This is a genomic window from Nonomuraea sp. NPDC049486, from assembly GCF_040676925.1.
In the GTDB taxonomy this organism is placed as follows: Bacteria; Actinomycetota; Actinomycetes; order Streptosporangiales; family Streptosporangiaceae; genus Nonomuraea; species Nonomuraea ferruginea.
In genome coordinates, this window is the sequence record NZ_JBFAPV010000001.1 from 667,085 (window position 1) to 682,353 (window position 15,269).

The 15,269-nt window shown below is 72.8% G+C and carries 12 protein-coding genes; 6 read left to right on the forward strand and 6 right to left on the reverse strand.

Features of this window, described 5'->3' with window-relative positions; translation table 11 throughout:
• Positions 1 to 50: 50 nt before the first annotated feature.
• Entirely contained in the window at positions 51 to 1,526 is a 1,476-nt protein-coding gene (locus tag AB0K05_RS03110) for an alkaline phosphatase PhoX (protein ID WP_271278120.1), read from the reverse strand.
• 127 nt (positions 1,527 to 1,653) lie between these two features.
• Between AB0K05_RS03110 and AB0K05_RS03115 the strand changes: the two genes are divergently transcribed.
• Positions 1,654 to 3,324, forward strand: a complete 1,671-nt coding sequence (locus tag AB0K05_RS03115) for a DUF4434 domain-containing protein (RefSeq protein WP_364226171.1) — start codon at positions 1,654 to 1,656, stop codon at positions 3,322 to 3,324.
• 76 nt (positions 3,325 to 3,400) lie between these two features.
• Positions 3,401 to 4,753, forward strand: a complete 1,353-nt coding sequence (locus AB0K05_RS03120; RefSeq protein ID WP_364226174.1) for a trypsin-like peptidase domain-containing protein — start codon at positions 3,401 to 3,403, stop codon at positions 4,751 to 4,753.
• Here the strand turns inward: AB0K05_RS03120 and AB0K05_RS03125 are convergent.
• From AB0K05_RS03125 to AB0K05_RS03140, 4 genes are read right to left on the reverse strand one after another with little or no spacing between them, the layout of a single operon-like run.
• Positions 4,745 to 6,124: a cellulase family glycosylhydrolase gene (locus AB0K05_RS03125; protein ID WP_364226726.1), complete on the reverse strand. Its 1,380-nt coding sequence runs from the start codon at positions 6,122 to 6,124 to the stop codon at positions 4,745 to 4,747. The two genes, AB0K05_RS03120 and AB0K05_RS03125, sit on opposite strands and share 9 nt — an antisense overlap.
• A 2-nt stretch (positions 6,125 to 6,126) precedes the next feature.
• Positions 6,127 to 6,945 carry a carbohydrate ABC transporter permease gene (locus AB0K05_RS03130; RefSeq protein ID WP_148034009.1) on the reverse strand — a complete coding sequence of 273 codons (819 nt, stop codon included), beginning with the start codon at positions 6,943 to 6,945 and terminating at the stop codon, positions 6,127 to 6,129.
• Positions 6,942 to 7,910 (reverse strand): sugar ABC transporter permease, encoded by a 969-nt coding sequence (locus tag AB0K05_RS03135; protein WP_364226177.1) that lies wholly within the window; start codon positions 7,908 to 7,910, stop codon positions 6,942 to 6,944. Before AB0K05_RS03135 ends, AB0K05_RS03130 begins: the two co-directional genes overlap by 4 nt.
• On the reverse strand, positions 7,907 to 9,184 hold the full coding sequence (locus tag AB0K05_RS03140; protein WP_219545617.1) for an extracellular solute-binding protein: 1,278 nt from the start codon (positions 9,182 to 9,184) through the stop codon (positions 7,907 to 7,909). The genes AB0K05_RS03135 and AB0K05_RS03140 overlap by 4 nt, the downstream gene beginning before the upstream one ends.
• Before the next feature lie 161 nt (positions 9,185 to 9,345).
• On the opposite strand from AB0K05_RS03140, the gene AB0K05_RS03145 reads away from it, so the two are divergent.
• Together AB0K05_RS03145 and AB0K05_RS03150 are read left to right on the forward strand one after the other, a co-directional pair.
• Positions 9,346 to 10,359, forward strand: a complete 1,014-nt coding sequence (locus AB0K05_RS03145; protein ID WP_148034006.1) for a LacI family DNA-binding transcriptional regulator — start codon at positions 9,346 to 9,348, stop codon at positions 10,357 to 10,359.
• A gap of 40 nt (positions 10,360 to 10,399) precedes the next feature.
• On the forward strand, positions 10,400 to 10,897 hold the full coding sequence (locus tag AB0K05_RS03150) for a DUF6789 family protein (RefSeq protein ID WP_219545618.1): 498 nt from the start codon (positions 10,400 to 10,402) through the stop codon (positions 10,895 to 10,897).
• Here the strand turns inward: AB0K05_RS03150 and AB0K05_RS03155 are convergent.
• Positions 10,867 to 11,619 (reverse strand): aminotransferase class IV, encoded by a 753-nt coding sequence (locus AB0K05_RS03155; protein ID WP_271280477.1) that lies wholly within the window; start codon positions 11,617 to 11,619, stop codon positions 10,867 to 10,869. The two genes, AB0K05_RS03150 and AB0K05_RS03155, sit on opposite strands and share 31 nt — an antisense overlap.
• Before the next feature lie 103 nt (positions 11,620 to 11,722).
• Between AB0K05_RS03155 and AB0K05_RS03160 the strand changes: the two genes are divergently transcribed.
• Positions 11,723 to 12,088 carry a nucleotide pyrophosphohydrolase gene (locus AB0K05_RS03160; RefSeq protein ID WP_148034004.1) on the forward strand — a complete coding sequence of 122 codons (366 nt, stop codon included), beginning with the start codon at positions 11,723 to 11,725 and terminating at the stop codon, positions 12,086 to 12,088.
• A gap of 26 nt (positions 12,089 to 12,114) precedes the next feature.
• Positions 12,115 to 15,267, forward strand: a complete 3,153-nt coding sequence (locus AB0K05_RS03165) for a BTAD domain-containing putative transcriptional regulator (RefSeq protein WP_364226183.1) — start codon at positions 12,115 to 12,117, stop codon at positions 15,265 to 15,267.
• Positions 15,268 to 15,269: the final 2 nt, after the last annotated feature.

The window sequence follows — 15,269 nt, forward strand, 5'->3', positions numbered from 1 at the left end:
ATGCGGCAGATTTGGGACACTCTCGCAGTTGACGACCCCGCGTACGCGGTCTATAGGGGCCCTCGCCGCCACGGCCCCCTGATCGCGTACGTGCGCCCTGGCGGATCGAGCGAGGCCGTCGAGCCGAGCTGGTTGACGAAGAGCACCGAACCGTCGGGGCTGAAGCACGCCCCGGCGAACTCGCTGTCGTCGGCGATGTTGACCGCGAACTCGAAGGGCCGGCCGCGGCGCGGGTCCAGCCCGATCAGCCGGTTCACGTTGGCCAGGCCGGGGGCCAGCGGGTGCGGGTCGGCGTCGGCGTCGGAGGCGTCGTCCTCGCACAGCACGATGCCGCCGCGCGGGGTGAACGTCAGGTTGTCCGGCGAGTCCAGCTCCTTGCGCCCCGGCGACTCGTACACCAGGACCAGGGTCCCGCCCTCGCGGCCGGGGATGTACCGCCAGACCTGGCCGTACCCCTCCACGTAGCCGTCGGCGCCCGGCGCGTCGCCGTTCTTGGCGTCGCCGCCGCTGGTGGAGTTGAAGAACACCGAGCCGTCGCCCCACCAGCAGCCCTCCAGCCGGTTGAACTTCGCCCCGCCCTTGGCCAGCCCCTGCTGCGTGCAGGTGGGGGCGCCGCCCTCCAGGTCCGGGTCGGGGTCGTCGACGCGCACCCACTCGACCGGCAGCCTGGCGCCCATCCGCTGGCCCTCGCGGCAGTCGTAGCCGTCCACGCCGCGGATCTTGAGCATCTCCAGCACGCCGCCCCGGGCCAGGTTCTCCGGGTCGCGCGGGCGGAACCGGTAGAACCCATCGGGCTTGCCCGAGTCGTCCTCGGTCTCGTACACGTACCCGGTGCGCGGGTCGACGGCGACCGCCTCGTGCGAGAAGCGGCCCATCGCGGTGAGCGGCATGGACGCGGCCGGTCTGCCGGGGGAGGGGCCGCGCAGCGGCACCTCGAAGATGTAGCCGTGCTTGCGCTGCCATCCGCCCGCCGGCCCCGCGGTGGTCTCCTCGCAGGTCAGCCAGCCCCGGTCGCCGAGCATGCGGCCGCCGGCGCAGTTGATGATCGTGCCGTTGAGGCTGACGAAGTGACGCAGGACCTCGCCGCTGCGCAGGTCCACCTCCAGCGTGGTGGTGCCGCCGACGCCCAGTTCGTCGTACCGGGCGGAGCCGGGCACGTGCACGCGGCCCTCGGGCGTGCCGGGGGCGGTGCGCACCTCGTGGTTGCGGATCAGGCGGACGGTGTGCCGGCGGGTGCCGGGGAAGGCGGCCATGCCGTCGTGCGCGATGGGCGTGAGCACGCCGTCGGACATCGGGGTGCCGGTCCTGCCGAGCACCACGTACGAGAACCCGGACGGCAGGGCGAGCAGTTCCTCGCCGGTGTTCGCGCTGGGGGCGCGGCGGAGCGGGCCGTAGCCCTCGCCGCCGGTGGCGGCCTCGCGGCCCGTCTCGGCCCAGGAGGCGTGCGCGGCCAGGGTCTGGACGGCGACGGCGGTGGCCAGGGCGCCGCCGGTGGAGAGGAAGGATCGTCGATCGAGCGCGGTCATGGGGAGTTCACCTCGCTGACAGCTCGGGTTCACAAAGCGTAGACGCCGGATTCGAGGGCAAGGAGGCCCAACTTGATCGGGCCGCGCGAAGTAGCGTGTGAACCGTTCCCGGCGCGAAGGGGCAGGTGTGCTGCAGCGGATCCTGCGGATGGCGGTCGCCGTCACGGTGGTGGTGCTGGCCCTCGTGCCCGACAGCCTGGTCGGCCGGGTGGCCGGGGCGGGTCCCGGGGAGTGCCCGCCGCGCGACACCCGGGTCCTGGCCCGCTACCCGATCACCGGTTACTGGATGATCCCGCGCTCCGACGCGTGCGTGACCCGGCGGATGGTCGAGGCCATCCACGGGGTGGGCGCCGACACGCTGATCACGTTCGGCGCGCGGCTGCTGCCCGCGTCCGTCGGCCCGGACGGGCGGGTGGGCGGCGCATTCGACGACTGCGTCGAGGACGGCAGGACCTGCTACCAGGCTGCCCGCGACACCGGCAGAACGATCCGGCAGGTCTACACGTACACGGCGAGCGAGCACTTCGGGGCCGGGGTGCTGCGCTGCCCCGGCCTGGACCGGCGAATCGAGAACGGCGGGCGCGTCTACTACCGGCTGATGCTCGGCGACTCGTGCGAGGCGTCCACGTACGACCTGCTGCTGGTCGCCGCCGACGGCGACGGCGTGGGGCACATGATGACCGAGGCCGCCGCGCAGGGCATGAAGGTCTTCCCCGGCCTGCCGGTGCCCCCCAAGGACGGGGCCAAGCCGTGGCTGCCCGACCTGGCCCACCTGCCGGCGCTCAACGCCTTCACCGCGCGGGTGGTCGCCGACTACCGGCAGCGGTACGGGGCCTCGCCCGCGCTCGGCGGCCTCTACCAGTCGTTCGAGCTGGCCATGCGGGGCCGGGCCGGCGACGACCCGATCATCGCCCTGTACGCGGCGCAGCACGAGGTGGTGGCCGGCGCGTGGCCCGGGGTGACGATCATGGTGAGCCCGTTCTGGGACGCGCGCCGGGGCCGCGGCTTCCCGCCGGAGCAGGTGGAGAAGGGGTTCGACGAGATCGCGGCCACCCGGGCGGGGGCGCCGATGGTCATCGCGATCCAGGACGGGCGCGGGGTCGGCAAGGTCCCGGTGCACGGGCCTGACGAGGCGGACGCGCCGGTGGACCCGCGGCTGGAGCCGGTCACGGGCAAGGTCACCAACCGGCAGGCCTACTACGGCTCCGCCCGCGACTACATCGAGGCCGCGGCCCGGCGGGTGACGCCCGGCGTGCGGCTGTGGGTGAACGTCGAGGTGTTCGAACCCACCCAGGTGGCGGGCGAGTGCGGCCGGGCCGACCCGTTCCCGCTGCGCGGCCGTACCACCAAGGCCCGGGTGGACGAGCAGGTCGCGGCGGCCGCCGCGCACGGCACCAAGATCATCGCGTACGGCTGGGACCCGTTCCTGACCTGCCGTGACGACCCGTCGGCGCCGTCGCTGGCGGACGAGCTGGCGGCCGGCTGGCAGGAGCCGATCGTGGCGCGAGCGACCCCGGCCGTGCGGGACGGGGTGGTCGGCGTCCTGGTCGAGGGCTACCACCTCGGGGGCGGCACGCTGCGCTTCGCCTACCACCGGGCGGGCTCGGGGCCGGTGACGGTGGAGGCGCCCCAGGAGTGGCACGACCCCGGCACGGGCCGGGGCATCCCTCTGGAGTCGGCGTGGGCCGCCTTCGAGCCGGAGGATCCTGATCCGGCGCGGCCGTGGGTCACCATCACCGCCACCAACGGGGCCGGGCACACCGCCACGTCCGGTTACGCCATGGCCGTCAGTCCGTGACCTCGTGGCGTCGCTCACCTATCGTGTCGTCGTCGTGACTTAGTGTGCTTCTGGGATTCGTTCTAGAGGGGGACCGATGTCACGCCGAAGCACCCTGGTCGCGCTGGTGACGGTGAGCACCGCGCTGGTCGCGCCGCCCGTGGAGGCCGCCGCCGCGCCGCCGCCCGTGCCGGGAGCGGAGGTCTCACCGGTCATGGATCCGCAGCGGGCGATCGACTACTGGACGGCCAGGAAGCAGTCCAGGGCCGACGCCGTCGACCTGCCGGAGAACGTCGTCATCCCGCGGTCGGCGGGGTCGAGGGTGAGCGTGCCGCGTAACGAGCGGCTGACGCCCGGCTCCGACGTCAACGGTTACGCCCGCGTGCGCAAGCCCTACCGGCGGACGCTGGAGAGCAGGGCCACCGGCCGGCTGTTTTTCCTGGACGCGGCCGGTGACCGCAGGTCGTGCAGCGGCGCGGTGGTGCGCTCCGCGCGCAAGCTGCTGGTGGCGACGGCCTCGCACTGCGTGTACGGGGTGGCCGGACGGGGCGGGCGCGCCACCTGGTCGGAGCACATCGCGTTCGTGCCCGCGTACGACGGCAAGGCCGCGAGCCTGCGCGAGCGCGCCCCGTACGGCGTGTGGGGAGCGCGGCGCGTCTACAAGCCGCGGTCCTTCACCGGCGTGTCGCCCTACGACTGGGACTCCATCTACGACCTGGCGCTGGTCGAGGTCGGCAGGCGGGGCGGCGCGACGCTGCAGGGGACGGTGGGCGGGTTCACGCCGCTGCGCAACGAGGGCGGCCGCCACACCGTCGCCAGCCTCGGCTACCCGAGCGACGCCCCGTACGACGGCACCCGCCAGCTCTGGTGCCTGGCCCGCACCCGGCCGTGGGCCGGACACGCGGTGCGCGGCGAGACCGGCGGGCGGCTGCGCACCGACAACTGTCACCTGTACGGGGGCAACAGCGGCGGCCCCTGGCTGACCAGGGACGACGGCCTGCTGATCGGGGTGCTGACGTCCGGGGCGAACGACGAGGCCGGCCACGGCTACGCGGTGGCCAACCCGCTCGGCCGGGACAGCTTCGGCGCGGTGGTGCGCCGGGCGGACCCGGCGGGCGTGTACGACGCGCTGTCGGTCGAGGGCTCGGGCACCGCCCGCGAGGTCACCGCCACCGTGACCATGAGAGGGCTGATGGCGGCGGCCCAGGTGCCGGTCACGTTCACGCTCCCGCCCGGCTCGCGGGCGGGGGACGCGCCGGGCTGCGAGGGCGAGTGGCGGCGGGTGACGTGCACGCTCGCGCTGATCCGCCCGGGTGAGTCGGTACGGGTGAGCGTCCCCGTCCGGATCCCGCGGGATGACCGGCCGACCGCGACCGTGTCCGTCGGCTCCACCTTCCTGGACCCGGACCCGCGCGACAACAGAGACACCTTCCAGCTCGCGTCACGGTGACGCGGCCCCGTCCAGGGCGGCGCCCAGCAGGTCCAGCAGGGGTTCCCGGCGGCGGCAGTTCTCCAGCGCGAACGAGTCGGCCAGCGCGATGAGCTCGGTGTCGTCGAGGCCCCTGAACAACTCGGCGTACTCGGGCAGCAGCGCCTGGGCGATGAGGATGTGCCTCACCAGGTCGTCGGTCTGGTAGCGGGCGCCCCACGGGTACGGGTCCCAGGCGGGGAACTCGGTCTCCACCAGCGCGTGCAGCGGGGCGAGCGCCTCGGCGCCCTCCTCCATCGTGGAGCCCCATCGATCCGCGCCGAGCCGCCGCTTCTTGTCGATGAACGGGCCGAACCTCTCCAGGTACGGCCCGCCCGCGCACACCAGGCCCTGCAGGCCGACGTCCTTGTAGGTCCACAGGGACCAGCCGGCCTCGTGGCGGTCGTAGATCTCCAGCTGGTCGCGGAGGATCTGGTAGCGCTCCCCGTCCCGCTCCGGATCCCCGGTGTAGACGGGCCCGAACTCGCCCACCCACAGCGGGGTGCCGGTCTCCCGCTGGAACCGCGACCGCTGCTCGAACGTGCGCTCCAGCTCGTCCTTGTCACACCAGCGGCCCTGGGTGTAGCCGGGATAGCCGCCGCCGTGGGCGAACCCGGCCAGGGCGTAGTCGTGACAGACGAACACCGTGTTCTCGTACACCTCCCTGAAGATCGAGAAGTCGGTCGAGTAGGTGTTGCCGTCCAGGAACAGCACGTGCCGGGGATCGGCCGCGCGCACCGCCTTGACCAGCCGGTCGTAGAACGGGCCGATGACCTTGCCGGTCGGGTCGCCCGGCTCGTTGACCGGGTTGTAGCCGGCCACCCACGGGTTGTCGCGGTAGTGGTCGGCGATGGCCTCCCACAGGTGCACGGCCCGGTCCTGGAAGTGCCGGTGCTGCCAGAAGGCGGCCACGTGCGTCGGGTTGTCGGAGTGCCAGTGCTGGTTCTGCGAGCCGGGCAGCGCGTGCAAGTCGATCACGCTGTAGATGCCGTGCGCGCCGAGCAGGTCGATCACCCGGTCCAGGTGGTGGAACCCGTACTCGATGATCTCGAAGGGCCGGTCGTCCGCCTCGAAGTGCCGGTAGCTGATCGGGATGCGGACGCAGTTCATGCCGAGCCCGGCCAGCAGCGCCGCGTCCCGCTCGGTGAAGAAGGAGGTGAGCAGCCGCTCGAAGAAGAGCGCGGCCCGCTCCTCGCCCAGCACCTGACGCACCGCCGCGCGCATCGACGCCTCGTTGGCCGGGTAGCCGGTGATGAAGTTCTCCATGTTCATCCAGCCGCCCAGCCCGACCCCGCGCAGGCGTACGGGCCGGTCGTCGGCCGTGCGGAGCCGAGCTCCGGAGACGTGCAGCATGGTCACCCTTTCGTCGCTCCCGCTGTGAGACCACCGATCAGGTGGCGTTCCGCTATGGCGTAGAACCCCAGCGCCGGCACCATGGCCAGCACGAGGTAGGCGAGGACCCGCGCGGTGTCGGAGCTGTACTGGCCCTGGAACTGCTGCACGCCGAGCGGGAGCGTCCAGCTCAGCTCGTCGCTGAAGACGACCAGCGGGAGCATGAAGTTGTTCCAGCTCCCCACGATCGCCAGCACCGACACGGTGGCCAGCGCCGGGCGGGCCATCGGCAGCAGGATCCGCCAGAAGAAGCCGAACGGCGAGCAGCCGTCGATCGTGGCCGCCTCCTCGATCTCTCCCGGGATGCTCCTGAAGAACTGGCGCAGGATGATGATCGTCAACGGCAGCCCGAACGCGGCCTGCACGAGGATCACGCCCAGCGGGTTGTCGATCAGGTTCAGCGTGCGGAGCATCACGAAGATGGGCAGGATCGCGACCGCGAACGGGAACATCAGGCCCGCCGTGAACAGCGTGAACAGCGCCTCCCTGCCCCGGAAGGCGAAGCGGGCGAAGACGAACGCGGCCAGCGCCGACAGCGCGACGACCAGCACGGTGGTCGCGACGGCGATGAACGTGCTGTTCCAGACCTGGCGCCAGAACGACCCTTCGGCCAGCACCTCGGTGTAGTTGCCCGGCTCCCACGGGCTCGGCAGGCCGAACGGGTTCACCGAGAGCTGCTGGGTGCTCTTGAAACCGCCGAGCAGCGCGTACACCACGGGGATGAGGATGAACGCGCCGACGACCCAGGCGATCGCGTGCAGGGGCAGGGTCGTGCGCTTCATCGTTTCCCTCCCATGGCGGTGGTCGCGCCCTCCAGGTCACGCCGCATGACCAGGCGCTGGTACGCCAGGGCGAAGACGAGGCTGAGCCCGAACATCACCACGCTGATGGCGCTGGCGTAGCCCACCTGGGCGCGCTCGAAGCCGAGCGTGAACATGGTGACGGCGAGCGTCTCCGACGCGTGCGCGGGCCCGCCCTCGGTGAGGATCCACACCAGGTCGAAGAGCTGGATGGTGTAGATGACGGAGAGGAACACGCTGATCCTGATCGTGGGGCCGAGCAGGGGCAGCGTGACGTACCGGAAGATCTTCCAGCCCGCCGCTCCGTCGATCTTGGCGGCCTCGATCAGCTCGTTCGGGATGTTCTGCCGCCCGGCGAGGTAGATCATCATGTGGAAGCCGAAGTACTTCCAGGTCATGACCACGAAGATCGACCAGAGCGCGCTGTCCGGGTGCGACAGCCACTCCGACTCCAGCCCCAGCGGGCCGAGCAGCTGGTTGGCGATGCCGTTCTCCGGCGACAGGATCAGCGAGAACAGCACGCCGGTGATGACCTCGGACAGCACGTACGGCGCGAAGAACACCAGCCTGTAGAGCGCCCGCCCCCTGATGCGCTGGTGCAGCAGCATCGCGATGCCCAGCGCGAACGGGAGCTGGATCACCAGGGTCGCCACGATCAGCAGCAGCAGGTTCCCCAGGTCGGTGTAGAAGATGTCGCTCTCGAAGAGCCTGGTGAAGTTGCCGAAGCCGATGAAGTCGGTGGGCAGGCCGCCGAAGCCGTTCCACCTGAACGCGCTGGCGTAGACGGCGACCAGGATCGGGGCCACCACGAGCAGCAGGAAGAGGGCCAGCGCCGGCAGCACGAACAGGGCGATCGTCAGCCGGTTGCGGGGTCTTCCCCGCCTGCGGCGGCGGCGCGGACCGGCCGGAAGCGTCTCCGCTTCCGGCCGGCGGGTCACGGTCGTCATTCGCTCTCGCTCTTGGCCACTTCGGTGATGTCCTGCGCCACCTGCTCCGGGGTCTTGGCGCCCGCGAACAGCTCGGCCACGCTGTCGTTGACCTCGGCGCCGACGGCGGGCGGGTACGCCTGGTCCAGGTAGAGCTGGAAGCCGGTGGCGCTCGCCAGCGACTCGGCGACGACCTTGAGGTTCTCGTCCTTGACCGCGCTCTCCACGCCCTTGAGGACGGGGAGGACGGCGCCGGACTCGACGGCCTTGGTGTGGTTCTCGGTGCTGGTGAGGAACTTCAGGAAGTCGAGGGCCTCCTTGGGCGCGTCGGCGCCCAAGGCCATGCCGCCGCCTCCGCCGAACGCCTCGGTGATGGCGCCCTTACCGCCCTCGACCTCGGGGAACGGGAAGAAGCCGAGGTCCTCGCCGAGGCCCTCGCCGGAGTCGGCCTGCACGGTCGGCGCCCACTGGCCCATCAGCTCCATCGTGGCCTTGCCGTTGGCGACGCTGGCGGACTGGCCGTCGGGGGTCGAGTAGCCGGCCCCGAGGAAGCCGCGCTGGAACGGCTCCAGGTCGACCAGCGCCTTGAGCTGCTGTCCGGCCTGGACGAACTCAGGCTTGGTGAAGTCGTGGTCGGTGCCGGCCTGCTGCAGCGCCGGCAGCCCGGCGATGCGCATCGCGAGGTAGGCCCAGTAGTAGTGGCCGGGCCACTTCTCCTTGCCGGCCAGCGCGATGGGGGTGATGCCGGCGGCCTTCAGTTTCTTGACGGCGTCGAGGAAGCCGGTCCAGGTCGTCGGCGGCTCGGCGATGCCCGCCTTCTCGAAGTGCTTCTTGTTGTACCAGAAGCCGACCATGCCGATGTCCGTGGGCAGCGCGTACGTCTTGCCGTCGAACTGGTACGCGGCCATGGAGGCCGTAGTGAAGTTCGTCAGATCGACGTCGGCGCTGATGTCCTTGATGAGCCCGGCGTCGACCTGCTGCTTCAGCACACCGCCGCCCCAGGTCGCGAAGACGTCGGGCGCCTTGCCCGACTGGGTCAGCGTGGTCAGCTTGGCCTTGTACGCCTCGTTCTCCAGAACCGTCATCTTGACGGTGATGTTCGGGTTGGCGGCCTGGTATTCCTTGGCCCGGGTCTCGTAGATCGTCTTCAGCGGGTCGGACGTCGACAGGTGCCACCACTCCAGGGTGACCTTGCCGGGCGCACCGCCTTCCTCGGGTTCAGTGGTGGCGGTCTGCCCGCCGCCGCACCCGGCCACCAGGACGGCTGCCGCTATCAACGCACAGGTTCTCTTCATAGGGGTTCCCTCCTCGGCTGGCGAAAGTTTCGTGAACCCCCCGATATTTTCATTGACCGGAGCATAGGTATATGGCTGACAAAGCGTCAATAGCCGCGTCGGTCGCGATCGGATCACGACCGGTTATCCGGATTCCGAAAGTTTCGGCTAAACTCCGGATCATGTCTGGGAAGAGGCGGGTGACGATCGCTCTGATAGCCGAGGAAGCCGGGGTGTCGATCCCCACGGTGTCCAAGGTGATCAACGGCCGGCCCGAGGTCGCCCCGGCGACCCGCCATCGCGTCGAACGGCTGCTGCACAAGCACGGCTACCAGCGGCGCATCAGCCAGGACGAGACCCCGGCCGGGCTGGTCGACCTCGTCTTCACCGAGATGGAGTCGCCTTGGGCGATGGAGATCGTGCGCGGCGCGGAGAGCGCCGCCCACGAGGCCGGGGCCAGCGTCGTCATCACCGTCCTGCACACCCACGCGGGGCCGGGCCGCGACTGGCTCGAACGGCTCGCCGGCCGCCGGACCGACGGCGTGGTGATCGTCGCGTCGAAACTGTCGTCCGGCGTGCAGGACCAGCTGAGTGCCCGCTCGCTGCCGTTCGTCGTGGTCGACCCGGAGGGCGAGCCCGCCCCCGGCGTCGTCTCCGTCGGCGCGACCAACTGGAACGGCGGCCTGGCCGCCACCCGCCACCTGCTGGAGCTCGGCCACCGCCGCATCGGCATGATCAGCGGGCCCGCCGACATGCTGTGCAGCCAGGCCCGCATCGACGGCTACCGCGCCGCGCTGGAGACGGCCGGGGTGCCCGCCTCGCCCGAGCTGATCCGCCGCGGCACGTTCATGGTCGACTCCGGCCACGACCACGGCCACGCGCTGCTCTCCCTCGACGACCCGCCGACGGCGATCTTCGCGGGCAGTGACATGCAGGCGTTCGGCGTCCTGGAGGCGGCCCGCCAGCGCGGCCTGCGGGTGCCCGAGGATCTCAGCGTGGTCGGCTTCGACGACATCCCGCTGGCCAAGTCGGCCTGGCCGCCGCTGACCACGGTGCGCCAGCCGCTGCAGGAGATGGCCGCGCTCGCCACCCGCACCGTGCTGGCCATGCGGCGCGGCGAGACGCCCGAGGCCCGCCGCGTCGAGCTGGCGACCGAGCTGATCGTGCGCGAGAGCACCACCCCGCTGCCCGCCTGACCCGGGTTTCGGCCCTGGCGGCGCGGGCAGCCGCAGGGCCATGATGCGCAGACTCGCGAACGGTGCCATCAGCGGCGCCGCGGCCACCATGACGATGAGCACGGTCATGCTGGCGGGCCAGAAGGCGGGCCTCATGCCCGGCCAGCCGCCCAAGCACATCGTCCGCGGCCTGCTCCCCGGCAGCAAGGCCCGCCACAAGACCGGCGAGGGCGTGCTGGGCGCGGTGGCCCACCTCGGTTTCGGCGTCGCCTCCGGCATGGCCTTCGCCCTGCTGTCGCGCCGCCCGCGCCGCAGGGTGCCGCTCGGCGTCGGCTACGCGCTGCTGATCTGGGTGGTCAGCTACGAGGGCTGGGCGCCGCGGCTGAGCGTCCTGCCGCCCATCGACCGCGACCTCCCGGGCCGCCCGGCCGTGATGGCCGCCGGCCACATCGTGTACGGGGCAACGCTCGCGGCCCTGCTCAACCGCCTCGAACCCGGTGAGAAGCCACCGGTGCAGGAGGAGGCCGCTCAGAAGGAGTCCCAGCCCGCGCTCTCGTAACAGCCGGTCACCCGCGCCATCAGCGCCTCGTCCACCTCGATCCGGTGGCCGTCCACCCGGTCCACGGCCACCACCCCCCACGAGTTCGCCAGGAACACGGCGGGGAACTCCGTCAGGTCGGCCACCCGCAGCACCCGCCGCTCGCATGGCACGCCGGCCCGCGCCAGCTCGCCCTCCAGCAGTCGCATGGTGACGCCGCGCAGCATCGGCGCGTCCGGCCAGATCACCCGGTCGCCGTCGAAACACCCCAGGTTGGTGACCGCCCCTTCCGAGATCACCCCGTCGTCGGACGTCAGCAGCGCCTCGTCGTACCCCTCCCGCTCGGCGAGCCTGCCCAGGTAGCCCTGCGGGAAGCCGCCGGTGTGCTTGATGTGCGGCAGGAACCGCTGGTAGCGGACCGACCTGAGCCTCTTCGGGGTCGCCGCGAGCCGCACCGGCGGGCCGGACACCGCGATCACCCGCACCCCGCCGGCGTCGCACACGAACACCCGCACGCTCGCGTCCACCGCCCCCAGCGCCCGGACGGACGCCCGCACCAGGTCCAGGTCGAGCTCCTGGCCGAACAGCTCACGGGTGGCGCCGCTCAGCCGGTCCAGGTGCGCCGCCAGCCCGCGCACCTTCCCGCCCCGCACCTGCATCGCCGTGAAGTGCCCGTATCTCGCGGACATGGCGAGCGCCACGTCGCCGGCCTCCGCCGCCCGCCCGTCGATCACCGCACCCATCAGGCCTCCCACGCCGCTCCAGGATCATTATCCCGAGCTGAAATATTCAGCGCACCTTCCTCGAAAGTTTCGCACCAGGCGAGGACTCGTAAGGTCGTCAACCATGACGACGGACTTGGACGGGCTGGCGGAGCGGCTGCGGGCGTTCGCGCGGGCCCGCGACTGGGAGCAGTTCCACACGCCGAAGAACCTGGCGATGGCGCTGGCGGGCGAGGTGGGTGAGCTGGTGGCCGAGCTCCAGTGGCTCACCCCTGACGAGTCGCGCGACCCCGGCCCCGAGACCCTGTCCCGCATCACGGCGGAGCTGGGCGACGTCACCGCCTACCTGGTACGGCTCGCCGACGTCCTGGGCGTCGACCTGGTGGCGGCGGCCCACGCCAAGCTGGACGCGGGCGAGCGCCGCTACGACCCCGCCCGCTACCGCGGCTCCGCCAGGAAGGCCCCGCACCTCCCGCCGGACGCTTTCTGACGGACCCGGCGCGTAGGGTGACGGGCATGCGTTTCGGGGTGCTGGGCCCGCTGGCCGTCTGGACCGACGCGGGAGAGCCCGTGACGGTGCCGGGGCTCAAGGTGCGCGCGCTCCTCGCCGACCTGCTCGTGCACGACGGGCGGCCGGTCTCCACCGACCGCCTGCTCGACGACCTGTGGGGCGACGACCAGCCCGGCAACCCGACGGGCGCCCTCCAGGTGCGGGTCTCCCAGCTGCGCAAGGCGCTGGAGGACGCCGAGCCGGGCGGCAAGCACCTGGTCGTCTCCAAGGCCCCCGGCTACCAGCTGGCCGCGGGCCGGCAGGTCGACGCCGCCCGCTTCACCGACCTGCTGGCCCGCGCCGAGGCCGCCGACGACCCGCGCACCCGCGCCGGCCTGCTCGCCGACGCGCTCGACCTGTGGCGGGGCCCCGCCTACGCCGACTTCGCCGACGAGGAGTTCACCAGGGCCGCCGTCGTGCGGCTGGAGGAGCAGCGGCTCACCGCGCTGGAGCTGCGCGCCGAGGCGCGGCTGGAGCTGGGCGAGCACGGGCTGCTGGTGGGCGAGCTGGGCGACCTCGTCTCCCGCCACCCGCTGCGCGAGCGGCTGCGGGCCGCCCACATGCGCGCCCTCTACCGCGCGGGCCGCCAGAGCGAGGCGCTGGCCGGCTACGCGGAGCTGCGCGAGAGGCTCGCCGAGGAGCTCGGCCTCGACCCGGGCCCCGAGCTGGCGGCCCTGCACCAGGCGATACTCGGCCAGGACCCGGCGCTGAGCGGCCCCGCCGAGCGCCCGGCCACCAACCTGCCCGCCTCGCTCAGCAAGCTCATCGGCCGGGGCGACGCGCTGGCCGAGGTGCGGTCGCTCGTGCGGGAGGAGCGGCTGGTCACCCTCACCGGCACCGGCGGGGTCGGCAAGACCCGGCTGGCGCTGGAGGTGGCCGGCGAGCCGGCCGAGGAGTTCCCCGACGGGGCGTGGCTGGTGGAGCTGGCCCCGCTCGACCGGCGCACGGCGTCGCTGCCCGAAGCCGTCATGGCCGCGCTCGGCATCCGCCAGGACGACGCCGCCGCGCCCGCCGACCGGCTGGCCGACGCGCTGCGGGCCCGCCGGATGCTGCTCGTGCTCGACAACTGCGAGCACGTCGTCGAGCAGGCCGCCGAGCTGGCCGCGCGGCTGCTGCGCGCCGCCCCCGGCCTGCGCGTCCTCGCCACCAGCAGGGAGCCGCTGGCGGTCGACGGCGAGGTGCTGTGGGCGGTGCCGCCGCTCAACCTCCCCGCCAGCACCGACCTGGCGGTCATGGCCAGGTCTGACGCGGTGCGGCTGTTCGTGGCGCGGGCGGCGGCGTCGGCGCGCGGGTTCGCGCTGAACGCGGGCAACGCGCAGGCGGTGGCGCAGCTCTGCCGCCGGCTCGACGGCATCCCGCTGGCGCTGGAGCTGGCCGCCACCCCGGTGCGGGTGCTCGGCGTGCGGGGCGTGGTGGACCGGCTCGACGACCGGTTCAAGCTGCTCGCCTCCGGCCGGCGCGGCGCGCCCGCCCGCCAGCAGACGCTCATGGCCGTCATCGGCTGGAGCTGGGACCTGCTCACCGAGCCCGAGCGGGCGGTGCTGCGGCGGCTGGCCGTGCACGCCGACGGCTGCACCATCGAGGCCGCCGAGGCGGTGAGCCCCGATGAGGACGTGCTCCACCTGCTGGCCCGGCTGGTGGACCGGTCGCTGGTGGTGGTCGTCGACGGCGCCGCGGGCGTGCGCTACCGGCTGCTGGAGTCGGTGGCCGAATACTGCCTGGCCCGCCTCGCCGACGCGGGCGAGCTGGAGAGCGCGCGAGCCGCGCACGCCCGCCACTACCTGGCCCTCGCCGAGCAGGCCGCGCCACACCTCTACGGACACGAGCAGCGGGCCTGGCTGCAGCGGCTCGACCAGGAGGGCGCCAACCTGCGCGCCGCCCTCGACACGGCCGTCGAGCAGGGCATGACGGACGTCGCGCTGCGGCTGGTGAACGCGCTGGCGTGGTATTGGTTCCTGCGCGGCCGGCTCGCGGAGGGCCGGCGGTCCCTGGAGACGGCGCTGGCCGCGGCCGGGCCCGACGGCGGTGACGCGTCCGCCCGCGCCGCTGGATGGCTGGCCGGGTTCACCGCGCTGCTCGGCGAGGAGGTCGACTGGGAGCCGGTGTTCGCCCGGATCGACGACCGCGCCGCGCGGGCCAGGGCCACGCTCTTCGTCGGCCTGGTCGTCCTCGACCTGCCGTCCAGCGAGGAGCTCGTGGGCAGGGCGCTGAAGGAGTGCCGCGCCCTCGGCGACCGGTGGGGCGTCGCCGCCGCGCTCAGCAGGCAGGCCAGGACCGCCTTCGCCACCAGCGACCTGGAGACGCTCAAGGAGGTCGGCGAGGAGAGCGCCCGGATCTTCCGTGAGCTGGGCGACCGCTGGGGCCTGCTCCAGGCCACCGAGTGGCTCGCCGGGATGGCCCAGACGGTCGCCGACGGCGAGCGCGCCAAGGAGCTGTTCGCCGAGGGCCTCCACATGGCCGAGGAACTGGGGCTGTGGCCCGAGGTCGCCCGGCGCACCTCGTGGCTCGGCTGGCTGGCCATGTACGAGGGCGACCACGCGCGCGCGATGGAGCTGTGCGGCAGGGCCATGCGGCTGGCCGTCTCCCACGGCTACCAGGAGGGCCGGATGATGTCGGAGATGGGGCTCGCCTTCGCCGCCCAGAAGGCGGGCGAGCTCGACCTGGCGGAGCGGCACCTGCTCAACCTGCTCGACGGCGTCCCGCGCGGCCCCGGCGTCGAGCCCGCCCTGCACCTGCCGACCACCCTGGGCGCGCTCGGCTACGTCACCGAGCAGCGCGGCGACTGGGCCGCCGCGCTGGCGCTGCACCGTGAGGCCTACGACGCGTGCCGCAAGCTGGGCGACCCGCGCACCACCGCGTTCACCGTGGAGGGCATGGCCAGCGCGCTGGCCGCCGGCGGCTCCCACCCGGCCGCGGCCCGCCTGCTCGGCCTCGCGGCGGCGGCCCGCGCCCGGCACCACACGCCGCCGGTGCCCTCCGAGCAGGAGGAGATCCACCGGGTCGCCGAGGCGTGCCGGGAGGCGCTGGGCGAGCCCGCGTACGCGGCCGCGTACGCCGAGGGCGGCAAGCTGGAGCTGGACGACGCTCCGTCGGCGCTCTCACCGGCAACCGGACCGTGAGC

What these genes read in the sequence shown, in the direction of transcription:
- AB0K05_RS03150 (WP_219545618.1), top strand. Translation starts at nt 10,400, where the DNA reads ATGATGCGCAGACTCGCGAACGGTGCCATCAGCGGCGCCGCGGCCACC.
- AB0K05_RS03155 (WP_271280477.1), bottom strand. Translation starts at nt 11,619, where the DNA reads ATGGGTGCGGTGATCGACGGGCGGGCGGCGGAGGCCGGCGACGTGGCG.
- AB0K05_RS03110 (WP_271278120.1), bottom strand. Translation starts at nt 1,526, where the DNA reads ATGACCGCGCTCGATCGACGATCCTTCCTCTCCACCGGCGGCGCCCTG.
- AB0K05_RS03165 (WP_364226183.1), top strand. Translation starts at nt 12,115, where the DNA reads ATGCGTTTCGGGGTGCTGGGCCCGCTGGCCGTCTGGACCGACGCGGGA.
- AB0K05_RS03120 (WP_364226174.1), top strand. Translation starts at nt 3,401, where the DNA reads ATGTCACGCCGAAGCACCCTGGTCGCGCTGGTGACGGTGAGCACCGCG.
- AB0K05_RS03145 (WP_148034006.1), top strand. Translation starts at nt 9,346, where the DNA reads ATGTCTGGGAAGAGGCGGGTGACGATCGCTCTGATAGCCGAGGAAGCC.
- AB0K05_RS03160 (WP_148034004.1), top strand. Translation starts at nt 11,723, where the DNA reads ATGACGACGGACTTGGACGGGCTGGCGGAGCGGCTGCGGGCGTTCGCG.
- AB0K05_RS03130 (WP_148034009.1), bottom strand. Translation starts at nt 6,945, where the DNA reads ATGAAGCGCACGACCCTGCCCCTGCACGCGATCGCCTGGGTCGTCGGC.
- AB0K05_RS03135 (WP_364226177.1), bottom strand. Translation starts at nt 7,910, where the DNA reads ATGACGACCGTGACCCGCCGGCCGGAAGCGGAGACGCTTCCGGCCGGT.
- AB0K05_RS03125 (WP_364226726.1), bottom strand. Translation starts at nt 6,124, where the DNA reads ATGCTGCACGTCTCCGGAGCTCGGCTCCGCACGGCCGACGACCGGCCC.
- AB0K05_RS03140 (WP_219545617.1), bottom strand. Translation starts at nt 9,184, where the DNA reads ATGAAGAGAACCTGTGCGTTGATAGCGGCAGCCGTCCTGGTGGCCGGG.